Source organism: Ruegeria sp. BE10 (assembly GCF_056538905.1).
In genome coordinates this window covers 50,326-65,960 of sequence record NZ_JBQFTX010000012.1, presented here as the reverse complement: position 1 = coordinate 65,960, position 15,635 = coordinate 50,326, and the positions used below count along the sequence as shown (strand labels likewise).

12 protein-coding genes and 2 pseudogenes are annotated in these 15,635 nt (G+C 56.3%); 9 read left to right on the top strand and 5 right to left on the bottom strand.

Features of this window, described 5'->3' with window-relative positions; genetic code table 11:
• Nucleotides 1–305: 305 nt before the first annotated feature.
• Nucleotides 306–971: a sugar transferase gene (locus ACR0M2_RS20145; RefSeq protein WP_170379880.1), complete on the bottom strand. Its 666-nt coding sequence runs from the start codon at nucleotides 969–971 to the stop codon at nucleotides 306–308.
• 1,089 nt (nucleotides 972–2,060) lie between these two features.
• Here ACR0M2_RS20145 and ACR0M2_RS20140 point away from each other — a divergent pair.
• The 9 genes and pseudogenes from ACR0M2_RS20140 to ACR0M2_RS20100 all read left to right on the top strand — a co-directional run.
• Nucleotides 2,061–3,143 (top strand): MHYT domain-containing protein, encoded by a 1,083-nt coding sequence (locus tag ACR0M2_RS20140; protein WP_480706812.1) that lies wholly within the window; start codon nucleotides 2,061–2,063, stop codon nucleotides 3,141–3,143.
• Between the two features lie 141 nt (nucleotides 3,144–3,284).
• On the top strand, nucleotides 3,285–4,118 hold the full coding sequence (locus tag ACR0M2_RS20135) for an FAD binding domain-containing protein (RefSeq protein ID WP_480706810.1): 834 nt from the start codon (nucleotides 3,285–3,287) through the stop codon (nucleotides 4,116–4,118).
• A gap of 14 nt (nucleotides 4,119–4,132) precedes the next feature.
• Nucleotides 4,133–4,627, top strand: a complete 495-nt coding sequence (locus ACR0M2_RS20130) for a (2Fe-2S)-binding protein (protein ID WP_093963851.1) — start codon at nucleotides 4,133–4,135, stop codon at nucleotides 4,625–4,627.
• A complete protein-coding gene (locus ACR0M2_RS20125) occupies nucleotides 4,624–7,041 on the top strand; it encodes an aerobic carbon-monoxide dehydrogenase large subunit (protein WP_480706808.1) in 2,418 nt (805 codons plus the stop codon). Before ACR0M2_RS20130 ends, ACR0M2_RS20125 begins: the two co-directional genes overlap by 4 nt.
• A 53-nt stretch (nucleotides 7,042–7,094) precedes the next feature.
• The gene (locus ACR0M2_RS20120) at nucleotides 7,095–7,961 is read left to right on the top strand and encodes an AAA family ATPase (RefSeq protein WP_170551244.1); all 867 of its coding nucleotides are present in this window, start codon (nucleotides 7,095–7,097) and stop codon (nucleotides 7,959–7,961) included.
• Complete coding sequence (locus tag ACR0M2_RS20115) at nucleotides 7,961–9,148, top strand: vWA domain-containing protein (RefSeq protein ID WP_170352092.1); 1,188 nt, start codon at nucleotides 7,961–7,963, stop codon at nucleotides 9,146–9,148. Before ACR0M2_RS20120 ends, ACR0M2_RS20115 begins: the two co-directional genes overlap by 1 nt.
• Before the next feature lie 12 nt (nucleotides 9,149–9,160).
• The gene (locus ACR0M2_RS20110) at nucleotides 9,161–9,973 is read left to right on the top strand and encodes an XdhC family protein (protein WP_480706806.1); all 813 of its coding nucleotides are present in this window, start codon (nucleotides 9,161–9,163) and stop codon (nucleotides 9,971–9,973) included.
• Between the two features lie 106 nt (nucleotides 9,974–10,079).
• A complete protein-coding gene (locus ACR0M2_RS20105) occupies nucleotides 10,080–10,532 on the top strand; it encodes an SRPBCC family protein (RefSeq protein ID WP_170352094.1) in 453 nt (150 codons plus the stop codon).
• Nucleotides 10,533–10,632: 100 nt separating this feature from the next.
• Nucleotides 10,633–10,737 (top strand): annotated as a pseudogene (locus tag ACR0M2_RS20100) (IS5/IS1182 family transposase); the annotation flags it as partial.
• A 317-nt stretch (nucleotides 10,738–11,054) separates the two neighbouring features.
• Here ACR0M2_RS20100 and ACR0M2_RS20095 read toward each other — a convergent pair.
• The 4 genes and pseudogenes from ACR0M2_RS20095 to ACR0M2_RS20080 form a co-directional block, all read right to left on the bottom strand.
• Nucleotides 11,055–12,233, bottom strand: coding sequence for an acyl-CoA dehydrogenase family protein (locus ACR0M2_RS20095; protein WP_480706805.1), 1,179 nt, complete (start codon nucleotides 12,231–12,233; stop codon nucleotides 11,055–11,057).
• 194 nt (nucleotides 12,234–12,427) lie between these two features.
• Nucleotides 12,428–13,447 (bottom strand): AraC family transcriptional regulator, encoded by a 1,020-nt coding sequence (locus tag ACR0M2_RS20090; RefSeq protein ID WP_480706804.1) that lies wholly within the window; start codon nucleotides 13,445–13,447, stop codon nucleotides 12,428–12,430.
• Nucleotides 13,448–13,575: 128 nt separating this feature from the next.
• Nucleotides 13,576–14,322 (bottom strand): annotated as a pseudogene (locus ACR0M2_RS20085) (acetyl-CoA C-acyltransferase); the annotation flags it as partial.
• Complete coding sequence (locus tag ACR0M2_RS20080) at nucleotides 14,307–14,606, bottom strand: enoyl-CoA hydratase/isomerase family protein (protein ID WP_480706802.1); 300 nt, start codon at nucleotides 14,604–14,606, stop codon at nucleotides 14,307–14,309. The pseudogene ACR0M2_RS20085 and the gene ACR0M2_RS20080, both read right to left, overlap by 16 nt.
• Nucleotides 14,607–15,635 lie beyond the last annotated feature (1,029 nt).

The window sequence follows — 15,635 nt, the reverse complement described above, 5'->3', positions numbered from 1 at the left end:
TTCGATCGGCGCCTCACTAACAACTTTCAATACAAACGTCCCGAAACAAACCGCCAAAAAAATATCCACAAAACACCTTGTGGCAATTCTGTAAAAAGACAGTTTGATACCCAATTTTTGGGCATTTTAAAAACACCTAAAAGTTGAGTGATGCTCAATCCATATCCCCTTCGAAAAGGGCAGAAGGTCATAGTTTCCTGACTTTCTTCAAGCTTGATCAGCTTGCCTGATCTGCGGCAGGCGTCTCAGATTTTGATCGCTGGAAAAATCTGGATCTTCCGAAAGCCTCTACCGACGGAGATTGCTCAAGCTCCGCTTCGGCGTAGCATGATCGAAATGGTGCGCCACACGATCCAAGCTTCCATGATCAGCCCGGTATTTGCGATGTAGTACAGATCTGCCTGTACTTTTCGGCGTGTCGCATCTGTACCTTCGATATACCCAAGTTCAACCTGCGCCCAACCACTGATTCCGGGGCGCACAAGGTGACGCGCCTGGTATCCGGGTATAAGCGACATATATTCTCGGGCATGCTCGATGTAATCCGGTCGAGGGCCTATCAAGCTCATTTCACCTTTAAAAACATTGATGATTTGCGGCAATTCATCAATGCGGGACTTGCGCAAGAAGCGACCAAGCTGGGTAATTCTGTCTTCTTCCAACGGGCAATCAGCACTCCGTTCAATTTTCTTGGCCGGGCGCATGCTGCGAAACTTGTATGCTGTGAATGGTTCGCAGTTTTTCCCCATACGCTCCTGAGAGAAAAATAGAGGCCCCTTGTTCCAAATTGGGTTCAAGACGAGCAGGACGATTCCAAAAAACACCGCGAGAGGCAACAGAACAAATACGCTCAGGACAAGATCAAACGCACGTTTTGCCACGGCAAAAAAGACACTTGGTGCAGAGGCTGGAGCCCGCGCAAAGGCGGTGGATTCCCCGAGATCGTGCTCGGGTAAATTAAAATCAAACATAACTGCTCAAGAGCCTTAAACTAATTATTTTTATACTCGTTTTAAGGGAGTACTTCTTTTTTTTACCGTTTATCAACCACTTCAAGAGAGTGTCAATATTTTTGAGTTAAATTTGCCTCAAGCCTTAAAGGAATCGGATTCTAAGGCGTCTGGTTCACCGTCTTACCGGACCACTTTAGATCTGTTTGAAGGGTCCTAAGCAGGTTGTAGAGGGCCCGAAGGAGCCCAGTCTAGCGAACCCATCTACGCGCAGTGTTCCTTACGTGTAATTGTCGGCGTCGAACAGCGATGCAAGGTGTCGGATTCAATTGCCAAGCCAAGGAATAGGGCAGGGGTAATCAACCCAATCGCCGCGCTATTCAATATAACGCAGTCGAGCATTACAGCCCTATTGGTCATCGCGTTCTTTTTCACTCATAAAGCTCTCCCGGACGTGACGAGCCATAACCCGATGTTCACTTGGACTGCAAAAGATCACCTTATTCGATAAGGGGGCGCTTTCGGGATTGATCCAAGAAATCCTCCCAAGCCGCGCTAAACTCCTCAAGGGGCCAGTTGAGGCACGGGCTGGGATCTGGACAACAAGGCACGTGCGACGGGTCGCAAGGCGATATAATGATCCGAAGATGGACAGTGTATTCGCGAAGTGTTCAAACGCGTTCGCACCTATTTGGTCACGTAGCCTTTGGGCTCACTGGATCTTTGCTCCGGTCTGGCGCGAACTCTAAATCGTGATCGCCCGGATAGGTCGGTAGCAGTAGGAGGCAGGCAAAATATCTGCAGCGGCGAAGCTTGCTTGGACGCAATTTGAATGGAATGTACCGTAATCGCCACCTTTCATGTCTAGAACTGCAACCACTTTAACTAAGAGCGATCCCGCTTCAGCCAGGACACTTTCGTGCAGACACGTTCCGCCGCTGCTGCCGAATGGCGCGAACTCAGTGCCGGACACAGGACAGCTTTGCTAGCCTCACTGAGACTGATTCGAATTCCTCTGCGCGTGCTACTGCAGTCCGGTCAGAGTAGATTGTGCCGGGAATTTCAGTTTGCTAACGTCGGACACGCGCTGGGGAGGGCGTGTACACCTATATGCTGGACTATTCGCACAACGCCTGGCTTGTCGCGGCCTCTTTGGCCGTTGCGCTGATGGCCGGATTTACCGGCCTTTATCTGACGCATGGCGCGTCCCGGCTGGATAGCCAGCGCCGCAAGCTTGTCGTCGCTCTGGCGGCGGTCATTCTGGGCGGCGGTATCTGGTCGATGCATTTCGTTGCCATGCTGGGCCTGCAACTGCCGATACTGTTTTACTACGACGCACTGATCACTCTGATCTCTGCGCTTGTAGCGATCCTGATGGTTGGGCTGGCGCTGCTGTTGCTGCATTTCCGTCCGCGTACGCCTCAGACGATGATCGGATCGGGGGTGATCGTGGGGCTGGGCATCGTGGTGATGCACTACATTGGCATGGCGGGAATGCAGCTATGCCGCCCCGTATACAATGTTCTGGACGTAGCTCTGGCGACGTTGGCCTCGGTGATCCTGTCGGTCGCGGCTATTTGGGTTGCTTATGGCAACCGCACGCAACGCAATATTCTGCTGGGCACAGTTTGCTTTGGGTTGGCCGTTTTTACTATGCACTTTGTGGCGACCGGTCTGACCGATTTTGTGGCAAGTGACGCCGCCGGCGGTGCGGGGCCCGCGCTGGACAATCAGGTTCTGGCGATGGGCGTCACCGTTTCTGTTTTCCTGATCTGCGGAGCTTTTCTGCTGACCGGGATCTCGTTCATCGAACCGAAGGAAAAGTTGGCGCCCGAACGCGCGCCGGAACCCGCAACCTTGCGCGCCGGTGTTCCGTTCGAGCGTGAAGGCCAGACATATTTCACGGAACCCGCCAGCGTTGCCGCCATCCGGGCCGAGGGGCATTATACTGTTCTCTATATGGGTGTTGAAAAACTATTCTGTCCTTGGTCGATCACCGAGGCCGAAAACCGCCTGAAACCAGACGGGTTTTTGCGCGCCCATCGCAGCTATCTGGTGAACCCCAAACACGTCTCTAGCTTTGAACGTCACAAGGACAACGGCACCTGTTATTTTGACGGGGTCGACGCGTTGACCAAAGTGCCGGTCAGCCGGTCCCGCCTGACGGACATTCGCGAGGCTCTGGGCCTCTGATCGCAGTTCATGCAGCCTATTCGCATTTCGTGAAACAAGCCGCGCGACCTGTTTCCGATCGCTGGAAGCATTAAGTCACACGTTCTTTCCTACTACGCAGGTTCCCCAAGGCACACCGCTCGGACCCAGGGAGGAAAAATCATGATACCAGCCGGTTTTGAGTATCACCGGCCAGGCGACATCGCCACGGCCATCGGCATTCTACAGGAACACGGAGACGAGGCGCGCGTCATTGCGGGCGGGCACAGCCTGATCCCGATGATGAAGCTGCGCATGGCCGAGATGAGCCATCTGGTTGATCTGCAGGCGATTGACGAATTGAAAGGCATCGAGGTCGGATCCGACACCGTGACGCTTGGCGCGATGGTGTCCCAGCACGAGTTGATCACCCATGACGATCTGGCTTCGGCCATTCCATTGCTCCGCGAGGCGGCTCTGCAGATCGCCGACCCTCAAGTGCGCTATTTGGGCACTGTTGGCGGGAATGTTGCAAATGGTGATCCAGGCAACGACATGCCGGGTTTGATGCAGTGCCTGAACGCCACGTTTGAGTTGTCTGGCCCTGATGGCACCCGCAGTGTTGCCGCACGGGAATTCTACGAGGCTGCCTATTTCACCGCGCGTGAGGATGAGGAAATCCTGACCCGTATTTCGATCCCCGTTCCGGGTACCGGTGTAGGTCAAGCCTACGAAAAGCAGAAGCGCAAGATCGGCGACTATGCAACAGCCGCTGCTGCTGTGATGGTTGGCAATGGTCAGGCCTCGGTCGCGATGACCAACCTTGCGGACACGCCCATCTGGTCCGAAAGCGCAAGCAATGCGCTGGCCGACGGAGACGTCAGCGGCTGCGTCGCCGCAATGCTCGACGCAATTGACCCGGTGGCTGACAACCGCGGTCCCATCGAATTCAAGAAACACGTGGCCGCCGTGATGCTGCGCCGCGCCATCGACCGTGCGCAAAGTCGCGCGAGTTGAAGGGAGGAACAACGATGTCAAAAATGCACGTCAAACTCACCGTGAACGGCAAGCAGGTCGAAGGTCTGGCCGAGCCGCGCACGCTGCTGATCCACTTCCTGCGGGAAGATCTTAAAATCACCGGACCTCATATCGGATGCGAAACCAGTCACTGTGGGGCCTGCACCGTGGATATTGATGGCAAGTCCGTCAAGTCCTGTACAACCTTTGTGGCGCAGGTGAACGGGGCCGATATCACAACCGTCGAAGGGCTGACCAATGACGATGGTAGCCTTGGCGTTTTGCAAGAGATGTTTCGCGAACATCACGGGCTGCAGTGCGGCTTCTGCACGCCGGGCATGATCACCCGCGCGCATCGTCTGCTGCAGGAAAACCCGAACCCAACCGAGGAAGAAATCCGCTTTGGTATGGCTGGCAACCTGTGCCGATGCACCGGATACCAGAACATCGTCAAGGCGATCTCGGCCTCAGCTGACATGCTGAACGCTCAGAAGGAGGCCGCGGAATGAACGATCAAACCATGACCCCCGAAGAACGCGCCGCCAATCTCAAAGGGATGGGTAGCTCGCGCAAACGCGTCGAGGATGTGCGCTTTACCCAAGGCAAGGGCAACTACGTCGATGACATCAAGCTGGACGGGATGCTGTTTGGCGCGTTTGTCCGCTCGCCCTATGCTCATGCCCGCGTTGTCAGTGTGAACAAAGAGGCCGCGTTGGCCGTGCCCGGCGTTGTTGCTGTGTTGACAGCCGAGGATCTGGCTCCGCTGGGTTTGCATTGGATGCCGACGCTGGCAGGTGACAAGCAAATGGTGCTGGCCGATGGCAAGGTTCTGTTCCAGGGCCAAGAAGTCGCCTATGTCGTTGCTGAAAATCGATACATCGCAGCGGATGCGGCAGAACTGGTCGAGGTTGACTACGAAGAACTGCCCGTTCTGACCGACCCGTTCGAGGCGCTGAAATCGGACGTTGTACTGCGTGAAGACCTTGCGGGTCAGACCGAGGGCGCCCATGGCCCGCGCAAGCATCACAACCACATTTTCACTTGGGAACAGGGCGACAAAGATGCGACGGAAGCCGTGCTGGGTGAGGCGGATGTCGTGGCCGAAGAGATGGTCTATTACCACCGGACCCACCCATGTCCGCTGGAGACCTGTGGCTGTGTGGCTTCGATGGATAAGGTAACCGGTAAGCTTACGCTTTATGGTACATTCCAGGCCCCGCACGCGATCCGAACTGTAGTGTCGCTGATCTCTGGTCTCGCCGAGCACAATATCCGGGTGATCAGCCCTGATATCGGTGGCGGCTTCGGTAACAAAGTTGGTGCTTATGCGGGCTATGTCTGCTCGGTTGTAGCCTCTATTGTCACCGGTCAACCGGTGAAATGGGTCGAGAATCGGATGGAAAACCTTATGTCTACCGCCTTTGCCCGCGACTACTGGATGCAGGGCAAGATCTCTGCAACCAAGGATGGCAAGATCACTGGTCTCTGGTGCCATACCACAGCAGATCATGGTGGATTTGACGCCTGTGCCGACCCAACGAAGTTCCCGGCCGGGTTCATGAACATCTGCACCGGGTCATATGACATCCCCACCGCTTATCTGGCTGTGGATGGGGTTTACACCAACAAGGCACCGGGCGGTGTCGCCTATCGTTGCTCGTTCAGGGTGACCGAGGCTGCGTATTTCATTGAGCGGATGATCGAGGTTCTGGCCATCAAGCTGAACATGGACGCGGCCGAGTTACGCCGGATCAACTTTATCCGCAAGGATCAGTTCCCATATCAGTCCGCGCTGGGATGGGAATATGACTCGGGTGACTATCACACCGCTTGGGACAAAGCGCTGAAGGCCGTGGACTATGATGGTCTGCGGGCGGAGCAGGCGCAACGGATCGAGGGCTTCAAAGCCGGAAAGACCCGCAAACTGCTGGGCATCGGTCTGACGCATTTCACCGAAATCGTCGGGGCTGGACCAGTCAAGAACTGTGATATCCTTGGGTTGGGAATGTTCGACTCATGCGAAATCCGGATTCACCCAACCGGTTCCGCCATCGCACGGCTGGGGACGATCAGCCAAGGTCAGGGCCATGCTACGACTTTTGCTCAGATCATCGCCAGCGAGATCGGCCTGCCTGCCGATGACATCACGCTGGAAGAAGGCGACACTGATACCGCGCCTTATGGGCTTGGTACCTATGGGTCTCGGTCGACACCCGTGGCCGGCGCGGCAACGGCGATGGCCGCCCGCAAAATCCGCGCCAAGGCGCAGATGATCGCAGCCTACTTGCTGGAAGTGCATGACGACGACGTTGAGTGGGACGTGGATCGGTTCTCAGTCAAAGGTGCGCCTGAGCGGTTCAAGACGATGAAAGAAATCGCCTTTGCCGCATATAATCAGGCCATTCCGGGGCTGGAACCCGGTCTGGAGGCCGTAAGCTACTATGACCCGCCGAATATGACCTACCCGTTCGGGGCCTATATCTGCGTCATGGAGATCGACGTCGATACCGGCGAATGGGAGGTCCGGCAGTTCTATGCGCTGGATGATTGCGGGACCCGGATCAATCCCATGATCATCGAAGGTCAGGTCCATGGCGGCGTGACCGAGGCGTTGGCCATCGCTATGGGTCAGGAAATCGCCTATGATGAGATGGGCAACGTCAAGACCGGTACGTTGATGGACTTCTTCTTGCCCACCGCGTGGGAGACGCCCAACTACACCACTGATCACACGGTGACGCCATCTCCGCATCACCCGATCGGTGCCAAGGGCGTGGGCGAGAGCCCGAATGTCGGCGGTGTGCCTGCGTTCTCGAACGCGGTGCATGATGCTTTCCGCCCATTTGGCCTTGTTCAAAGCCACATGCCGCATGATCACTGGCGCATCTGGAAGATCGCCAATGGTCTTGGAATGCACGGCTAACAGGAAAGGCCGTCGCGTCGAAACTTGGTGCGGCGGCAATCCGGGAGAATGGCATGAGCTTGCAGGACATACAGCAAGGCCTCGCCGAGGTGGGCTATGTTGCCGACGACCGATTGGCTATGGCGTTGCATCTGGCGCAGACGCTTGGGCGTCCACTGCTGCTGGAAGGCCCGGCTGGGGTCGGTAAAACCGAGGTTGCCAAGGCGTTGGCAGCACAGCGCGCCGCGCGGTTGATCCGGTTGCAGTGCTATGAAGGGCTCGATGCCAGCCACGCGATTTATGAGTGGAACTACCAGCGCCAGTTGCTGGCTATTCGCGCAAGCGAGGCACAGGGTGGCACCAGCGAAGCGCAGCTGTTCAACGATGATTATCTGCTAAAGCGACCCTTGCTGGAAGCAATCAGCGAAGAAGAACCACCTGTTCTGCTGATTGATGAAATCGACAGGGCGGATGAGGAGTTTGAGGCCTATCTGCTCGAAATTTTGTCGGACTTTCAGATCACGATCCCTGAACTCGGCACCATCAAGGCGCGTTCGCGGCCCATCGTGATTCTGACGGCGAATGGCACTCGGGACCTGTCGGACGCGCTGCGGCGTCGGTGCCTGTATAGTTTCCTCGACTACCCATCGCGTGAAACGGAAATGGCGATCCTGAAAGCTCGCATGCCCGCAGTCGAAGGGCTGTTGGCGCGCCAGATTATTAGCGTTGTGCAGGCGCTGCGCAAAGAGGACTTGGAAAAGACCCCCGGCATCGCCGAGATGCTGGACTGGGCGGCCGCTCTTTCAGGGCTGGGCGTCAACGACATGGCGCAGTCCCGCAAAGACGTTCAGGCAACCCTTGTTTGTCTTTTGAAAACTGCAGCCGACTATGACGCAGCTCCGCCTGAAGTGATGGATCGCCTGATCGGAAAGGTGGCGTGATGCAGGTCACCCGCTTCCCCTCTCGCGCATCTGGTCTGTCGGATCGCATGTCCGGCTTCATCGAACATTTGCGTATGAACGGGATGCGAGTTGGTCCGGCTGAAACGGGGGACGCATTGGGTGCGCTGGCGGCGGTTGAGGCGACGGATGTCAGACAGGCCCAGCAGGCACTTTGCGCGTTGCTGGCTGGCGACGTCGACGATTGGCGGCGGTTCGATGATTTGTTCGAAGCCTATTGGTTCAACACTGGCAAGCAACGCACGGGAACCGCCCAAACCGCGCATGTGCGGGTTCAATCTGCAAAGCCGATGATCTGGCAGCAAGAGAGCCAGGATAGTCAGGAATCCGAGACTGGCACGGATCAGGCCGCCGCACCTGATACCGGCGATGGGGAGGCCGTGGGGAGAGACGGGAAGCTAATCGCAACCCGTACGGCCAACCTGTCGCGCCGGGATTTGCGCGAACTGATGGATGAAGACGCCCTGAGGCAGGCGGAACAGGTCGCGACCGCCATCGCACGCGCCATCCGCGACCGCCGCTCGCGTAGGCGAAAGCAAGCTCTGCGGGGCTCTGCTTTGGACATGCGCCGGATTCAACGCGCCAGCCTTGCACGAGGAGGAGAGCCGATGGATCTGTATCGCCGCGCTCGCCCATCACGCCCAATGAGGATTGTGGCCTTGTGTGACGTCAGCGGTTCCATGGCTGTCTATTCGCGGGTCTTTTTGGCCTTTTTGAAAGGATTGATCGGTAGTGGAGCTGAGGCAGACGCCTATTTGTTCCACACGCGTTTGATGCGTGTGACTGATGCACTGCGCGATCACGACACACTGCGCGCGGCTGGACGGCTATCACTCATGGCCGAAGGGTTCGGCGGTGGTACCGACATCTCGGGAAGCCTTGAGAAGTTTCTGAACGGATACGGTGCCCGGGCATTGAACGGGCGGACGATCGTTTTGATCCTCTCGGACGGCTATTGCAGCTCGTCACCTGAAGCCTTGGGAGAAGCGCTGGCTCAGGTTCGACGCAAGGCGCGGCGGATCGTCTGGCTGAATCCTCTTAAAGGATGGAAAGACTATCAGCCCATTGCTGCTGCCATGCAGGCTGCGGAGCCGTATCTGGATGCGCACTTACCGGCCAACACGCTCGACGCGCTGTCGGCGTTGGAACCCGAATTCCGAAAACTGTGAAAGGACACGGCTATGGCAGGTTTCGACATTTTCGACACGATTGAGGAGTTGCGTCAAAAGGGTGACGCCTTTTGCGTGGCAACTGTCCTTCGAACTGCCGACGCAACCTCGGCCAAGGCAGGTGGCAAGGCCGTGATCACGCGGGACGGGTGTATTTTTGGGCACCTGGGTGGAGCGTGCGTGCAGCGCGTCGTACGCGCATCGGCGCAGGAGGCACTTGCGGTTGGAATTCCGAAAATGATCCGCGTGAAACCTTCGGAAAAGGTAGTGGCGATGACAGACCCGGATGGTGTTGAGACCTTCAAAAGCGGTTGTCCTTCGGGCGGAACGGTCGATTTGCTGATCGAACCCTATCAGCACGCCCCGCGCCTGATCATTTTCGGAGAGTCTCCGATTGCACACGCGCTTGCCGCTCACGCGGCGCTGACCGGATTGCGTGTTTGCTTGCCTGAAGGTTCAGAAAGCTCGGTGGAATTCATCGGTTTTGATCCCAATGACCTAAGCGCATTGGGGGTTGAACCACGCGATTTCGCGGTGGTAGCCTCACAGGGGAAGGGCGATGGTGCAGCGCTGAAATCTGCGCTTGAATCACCAGCACGACGCGTTTCGATGGTCGCGAGCCACCGAAAGGCCAAGGTGTTGTGCGAGAGGTTGGAAGTGCAGGGAATGACCGTCGAGCAGACCAGCCGGCTCAAGTCACCGGCCGGTCTGGATATCCATGCAATCGACCCGCACGAAATCGCCCTTTCGATCCTCGCCGAGATCATCCTCTGGCGGAATTCAGACAATTCCAAGGAAACATCGCATGATGAAAAAATGGCGTAAATGGTTGCAGTCCTTTCGGACTGTGAAGCCGGAACAGACCCCGGAAGAGGCGACCGAGACCGCACTTCGCGTTTTCCCAAGATGCTGTTGAGTAAAGGACTCTCAAATGGAACTAAATGACGAAATCCGAATCTCTGCTCCGCGTGACGTCGTGTACCGAGCGCTAAATGATCCGGATGTGTTGCGTGAGTGCATTCCCGGTTGTGAGGAATTGATCCAGCATTCTCCCGAGCATTTGGAGGCCAAAGTTGTGCTCAAAATCGGCCCCGTCAAGGCTCGGTTCAGCGGCGAAGTGACGTTGGACAACTCCAATGCTCCGGATGAGTTTTCCCTGACTGGTGAAGGAAAAGGTGGCGCTGCGGGCTTTGCCAAAGGGGGTGCGGATGTCAATCTTAGCACGGAGGGCGAGGAAACGGTTTTATCCTATACTGCCAAGGTCACAATCGGCGGAAAAATAGCGCAATTGGGCAGCCGGTTGATTGCAGGGACTGCAAAAAAACTTTCAGCCAAGTTTTTTGACAGGTTTGGGGAAATCGTCACCGAGCAAAACGTCGGTTAGGGTCAGGACTTCGGTAACGAGGTCTTCCCAATCAAGCGGTTTTGCGCAAAATTATTGATCCGCCGAAGCGGTGTTGTCAGGTCTTTACCTGTCCGACATGCTATGGGAGTCGATCATGGATACTTTGAACCAAAGCAGAGCCGTTCCTCACAATCTGCAAATGATCGACAGCACCGTGATCCGCGCCCATCATCCACTTCCCGGCAGGGCATTGCGGCAACAATGTCCCGAGAGGGAGGCAGCGGGTGCCAAGCCATGGCCGCGATGATAAGTTACACCTTGGCACGCACTTTTTGTTGATCAGGCGCTGGCTGCATTGTTCGCACTGCGTGAACGTGCACAATTACGAAAAATGCAGTTGCAGCGAATGTCAGCAATGTGGACAAAGGTTGAATTCGCTGCGGTTGCACCAAGGTCTGCAATATCGAGTAACCGGCCGCATATGCGCGGCTGGTCTTTCAATTTTACCGCTCTCTGAGAAGATTTTCAGGTCGGTTCCGTTTCTCCGGCAGGTTGGAATGTTCAGCCAGTCTCACCAAATCCTTTCGGTACTGGCAGATCAGGCAAGGACGCCGCTCGTTTTTGCAGGGCCCGCCCGATAACTACACGGCTGATTTCGGTTGTCCCGTCCACGATCCGCAGCATTTGTGCAAGACGGGACAAACGATCCAGACCATAAGGCTGCAACAGCCCCATGCCGCCCAGCACTTGCGTGCAGGTATTTGCAGCCTTCACTGCGGCATCTGGCACAAACCGTTTGGCATGGGCGGCCATCAGTGGGCCCTCGGGCGTGCCAAGGGCCTTTGCCGCCTTGCGGTACAGCAGTTTCGAGGCTTCAAGATCGGTCGCAACCTCGCCCAGCATCCACTGGATCCCGTCCAGATCGAGGTTCTTGCCACCGAACATCTTGCGGTTCTTGGAATAGGACAGCGCCGTATCCAAGGCAGCTTGCATCAATCCACAGCATCCTGACGCAATCGACACACGGGCGATATCGATTGCCATGAGTGAGCCTTGCAGGCCCTGGCCAATGGGCAGGATGATGTTGTCTTCACTCACCACGACTTTGTCCATGTACATCTCGGCAAGAGGCAGGAAGTTGTAGGACGGGGTGTCGTAGAGCGGACCAAAGCTGAGGCCCGGAGCGTCGGCGGGAATGGCGATCATCGCCATATCCTTGTGGCCGGGTGCGTCACTGGTTTTGACCACGGTGAAATAGATATCAGCCTCGGTCGCCAGGCTGACCCATGCCTTCGCACCGCTGATCGCCCATGTGCCGTCGTCATTGATCACGGCTCGCGAATACATGTTTGTGGCATCCGATCCGGATTGCGGTTCGGTCAGTGCAAAGTTCGCCAGTTTGCGGCCAGAGGTCAGGTCTCGTGCCCATTTTTCCTTGAAGGCATCTGTGCCATAACCACAGCCCGCGAACGTACAGATGTTATGCATCGACAGGGCAAAGGCATAAGCGCCATCTCCGAGCCCCAGCTGTTCGTAGACCTGAATGCCCTCTGCCAGCGGCAAGCCCTGACCGCCAAACTCTTCGGGGGCGTAGAGGCCCGTCAGGCCGGCGGCCCCGGCTTTGTCGGACGCATCACGGGGCCATGTCTTGGCGGTGTTCCAGGCGTCCACATTGGGCAGGACCACTTGCTCGGCGTGGTCGCGTGCGGCTTGCAGTATGGTGTTGAGTTTGTCTGACATTGGTGGATCCTTTCTAGGACGATTATTCTCATTTGACGCCACAAACCCGCAGCCATGAATGGCCGGATTGATGAGCTATCAAGGCGAAACTTCAGCTGAGAATGCTTTTCTGCCGCAAGATTTAGCGAGTCAGCCCGCTAAGCTCTATCTCGTGCGCTGACAGATCATTGTCCAAAAGTGACAAAACAGGCGCTTTACGTCTGCATCCTGCGATAAGAGCTGGGGGTGCTGCCGGTCCAGCGTTGAAAGGCCCGGTGAAAATTGGCAGCCGAGGAGAATCCGACATCATGTGCGATGGCCTCGACGCTTTTGCGCCCCGCCTGCAGGTCGCGGATCGCGATGTCGCGGCGCAGGGCATCCTTGATCGCCTGAAACGATGTGCCATCCGCCTGCAACCTGCGGATCAGGGTGCGCGGGGTCATGTGCATTGCGGATGCTGTCTGGGTCAGGGTCGCCGCGTCCCATCCCGTTTGACCCAGATAGGTGCGCACCCGCAGCGATTGGGTATGTTCGCGCGAAGATGTAAAGATCCAGTCTCGCGGTGCGTTTTGCAAAAACCGGTCAAGATCAGATGTGCTGCGCGCCTGCACTGGACCCAGTGCGCTCGGATCGAACGAGATCGCGGTGGCGGGCTGGCCGAACCGGATCGGTGCCGGAAAGATGATCGCGTAATCCTGATCAAACTCCGGGCGCTCAAACGCGAAATCTACGGCCTTAACCGGAACCTCATGCCCTGCCAGCCAAGACATGAGCCCGTGGGCAAGTTTGAGGATCAGCATATGCCCAAACCGTTGAAGTGGCACTTCGCCTTGTGGTTTCAGAGTCAGCACCAACGCGCTGTCAGCGTCATCCAGATCAAACTGATAGTCATCCAACAGCAAGTTCCAGAAGGTCGAAAACCGGTAAAGAGCCGATGACAGAGACGTAGCCTCTCTGACAGTCGTCAGAAGGTGTTGTAGGGCCCTTGGCCGGACGGGTCTGCTCCAAAGCCCCATCATCTCATCACCGGTCTCAACTGCCGCAAGTTGATAGAGGCAAACGATCTGATCCAGCGTGACGCGACCATTCGGCGAGCGCGTATCCGCGTTCAGACCGGACCGGCCAAGCAGCGACGCCATCTGCGCCTCTGGGCACAGGGCGTTCAGCGCCACCAGCCAGTCATCGACAAACTGGCTGGAAACCGTGGAAAGGATCGTTGGCGCGACATTGGTCATAACGCCTCAGGAGGTATCACCAATTCCGGTCGACATGAAACGCAGGCTTGCAGATGGCGACCCTCGCAGATGACAGAATGTCAATGTCTCAACCAGATAACGCTCTGCTTGAACTAATTTCAGTGGGGTCAGGCGACTTCGAACAGTGCTGCGGCGCCCATGCCTCCGCCGACACACATGGAGGTCACCACGTATTTCACGCCACGACGCCTCCCCTCAATCAGAGCATGCCCGACTTGTCTCGCACCTGTCATGCCGTAGGGGTGGCCAATCGATATTGCACCGCCGTTCACGTTGTAGATTTCGGGATCGATCCCAAGATGGTCACGGCAATACAGAACCTGGCAGGCAAAGGCTTCGTTAAGCTCCCAAAGGCCGATGTCTTCGATGCGAAGACCTGCATTCTTCAGCAGCTTTGGAATTGCAAAGATCGGGCCGACCCCCATCTCTTCCGGTGCGTTTCCTGCAACAGCCATGCCGCGATAAATACCCAGCGGTGTGAGGCCCCGCTGCTCAGCCATTTTGCCTTCCATGAGCACACAAGCCGAGGCCCCGTCAGAAAGCTGGCTTGCGTTTCCGGCAGTGATCACGCCTCCTTCGACAACCGGGTTCAATGCCCCGAGTGTTTCGGCCGTCGTACCCGGTCTGTTGCCTTCGTCTTTTGACAAGGTCACTTCTTCCAGGGTTTCCTCTCCGGTTTCGCGATTCTTGACCCGCTTTATCGCAGTGATCGGAACGATCTCGTCATCAAAGGTGCCAGCGGCCTGAGCCCGGGCCGTCCGACCTTGGGAAAGTGCAGCGTATTCATCCTGGGCGTCACGACTGATCCCATAGGTCCGCGCCACATTTTCCGCCGTCATCAGCATCGGCATATAGGCATGTTCAGATTAGTCGATAACGTTTGGATCATTTGCGTTGCCGCTTCCAGCCCGGCAATCCGTGGCAGCCTCTGGGTGCCCCCGGCGCCTGGCAGCAGCCCCAGCTTGATCTCGGGCAGCCCCATAAATGCATCCGGCGTGGCGACACGGTAATCACAGGCAAGCGCGATCTCCAGCGCACCACCCATCTCGGGACCTGCTATCGCGGCGATAATGGGTTTCTTGCTGGTTTTAATCGTTACACACAGGTCTGGCAGGTCCGGCTTGTCCCAACCAGACATATGTACCCGTCAAAAAAGCAAACAACGCCAACAGGTAAAGGGCAGCGAATACGATGGTGGTTATTCTACATACCAAGTCGAGCTTTACACAGAGCGAGTCAGTGCTGCGCAACCGTACTCAGTTACGCACCAAACTGGTCACAGAGCGCCTTCGTCGCCAAGGAACTCGATACCAGCTGTCGCGCCATCACTGTAAGCAATACAATTCCAAGGAGCACGGTCCTCGCCAACGCCGACGGTTACTTGTGTTCCCGCCTCGCTAAACGCAGACGACAGCACCACGACTTGCGAATTGTTCGTCGTATTGGCGACATCTCGCAGACATGCCTGCTGGGCAGGAGTCAGTTCTGAGGACGCAGTAGAGCTGCCAGTATCTTCACATGCTGCAACGGTTAGAGACCCAATTAGTACAGCTGTGGGGGTCATAAATCTCTTCATTCTTGTTCCCTCGTTGGTTCTGCCTAACATTTGGTCAAAGATGCACTACAAAATCAACTATTCGATTGTGTCGACATTTCTGCGCAATAGCGGGCGCTAAACGGGAATGATCTTTTTCGATAGCAAGAGTCTTTCGGGCGGCAGGTCCATTCAAGCTTCCGTTTTGGGCACGAAGCATGCCGTAGCTGAAGCACTCTAGAATGACGATAACGCGGGACTAAGCCGCCTCTTACACGGCCGTCAATTTAAGCCGGAAAACCTCGTCTCATGATCAGAGCTTTTTGCATTTACTAACTTTCTGAACGGTGTTGTGAATTTTGGCGTAAAATCACAAGCCGTTTTGCGGAATATCTTTATATCGGCTGTGTTCCTGCGCGGGCGTAAAGTCCCGAACAGACAAATAGACTGGTCTGTCCCATGACCAGACTATCCCCGCGTTGCCAATCATCCCAGATTAGGGTGACGCGGGGAACTTTAAATCCAAGCGGCGGTCCTTGCCGTATTAAGCTTAACCCAATCCAATAGTGATTTGTGAGGGGGTAACGAGTTACGGCCTCGCCATTGTGCGGGGCCTTTTTTGTTGAAGGTAAA

Excerpts from the sequence above, each read along its gene's own strand:
- ACR0M2_RS20145 (WP_170379880.1), bottom strand. The coding sequence starts at position 971 with ATGTTTGATTTTAATTTACCCGAGCACGATCTCGGGGAATCCACCGCC.
- ACR0M2_RS20140 (WP_480706812.1), top strand. The coding sequence starts at position 2,061 with ATGCTGGACTATTCGCACAACGCCTGGCTTGTCGCGGCCTCTTTGGCC.
- ACR0M2_RS20135 (WP_480706810.1), top strand. The coding sequence starts at position 3,285 with ATGATACCAGCCGGTTTTGAGTATCACCGGCCAGGCGACATCGCCACG.
- ACR0M2_RS20130 (WP_093963851.1), top strand. The coding sequence starts at position 4,133 with ATGTCAAAAATGCACGTCAAACTCACCGTGAACGGCAAGCAGGTCGAA.
- ACR0M2_RS20125 (WP_480706808.1), top strand. The coding sequence starts at position 4,624 with ATGAACGATCAAACCATGACCCCCGAAGAACGCGCCGCCAATCTCAAA.
- ACR0M2_RS20120 (WP_170551244.1), top strand. The coding sequence starts at position 7,095 with ATGAGCTTGCAGGACATACAGCAAGGCCTCGCCGAGGTGGGCTATGTT.
- ACR0M2_RS20115 (WP_170352092.1), top strand. The coding sequence starts at position 7,961 with ATGCAGGTCACCCGCTTCCCCTCTCGCGCATCTGGTCTGTCGGATCGC.
- ACR0M2_RS20110 (WP_480706806.1), top strand. The coding sequence starts at position 9,161 with ATGGCAGGTTTCGACATTTTCGACACGATTGAGGAGTTGCGTCAAAAG.
- ACR0M2_RS20105 (WP_170352094.1), top strand. The coding sequence starts at position 10,080 with ATGGAACTAAATGACGAAATCCGAATCTCTGCTCCGCGTGACGTCGTG.
- ACR0M2_RS20095 (WP_480706805.1), bottom strand. The coding sequence starts at position 12,233 with ATGTCAGACAAACTCAACACCATACTGCAAGCCGCACGCGACCACGCC.
- ACR0M2_RS20090 (WP_480706804.1), bottom strand. The coding sequence starts at position 13,447 with ATGACCAATGTCGCGCCAACGATCCTTTCCACGGTTTCCAGCCAGTTT.
- ACR0M2_RS20080 (WP_480706802.1), bottom strand. The coding sequence starts at position 14,606 with ATGTCTGGTTGGGACAAGCCGGACCTGCCAGACCTGTGTGTAACGATT.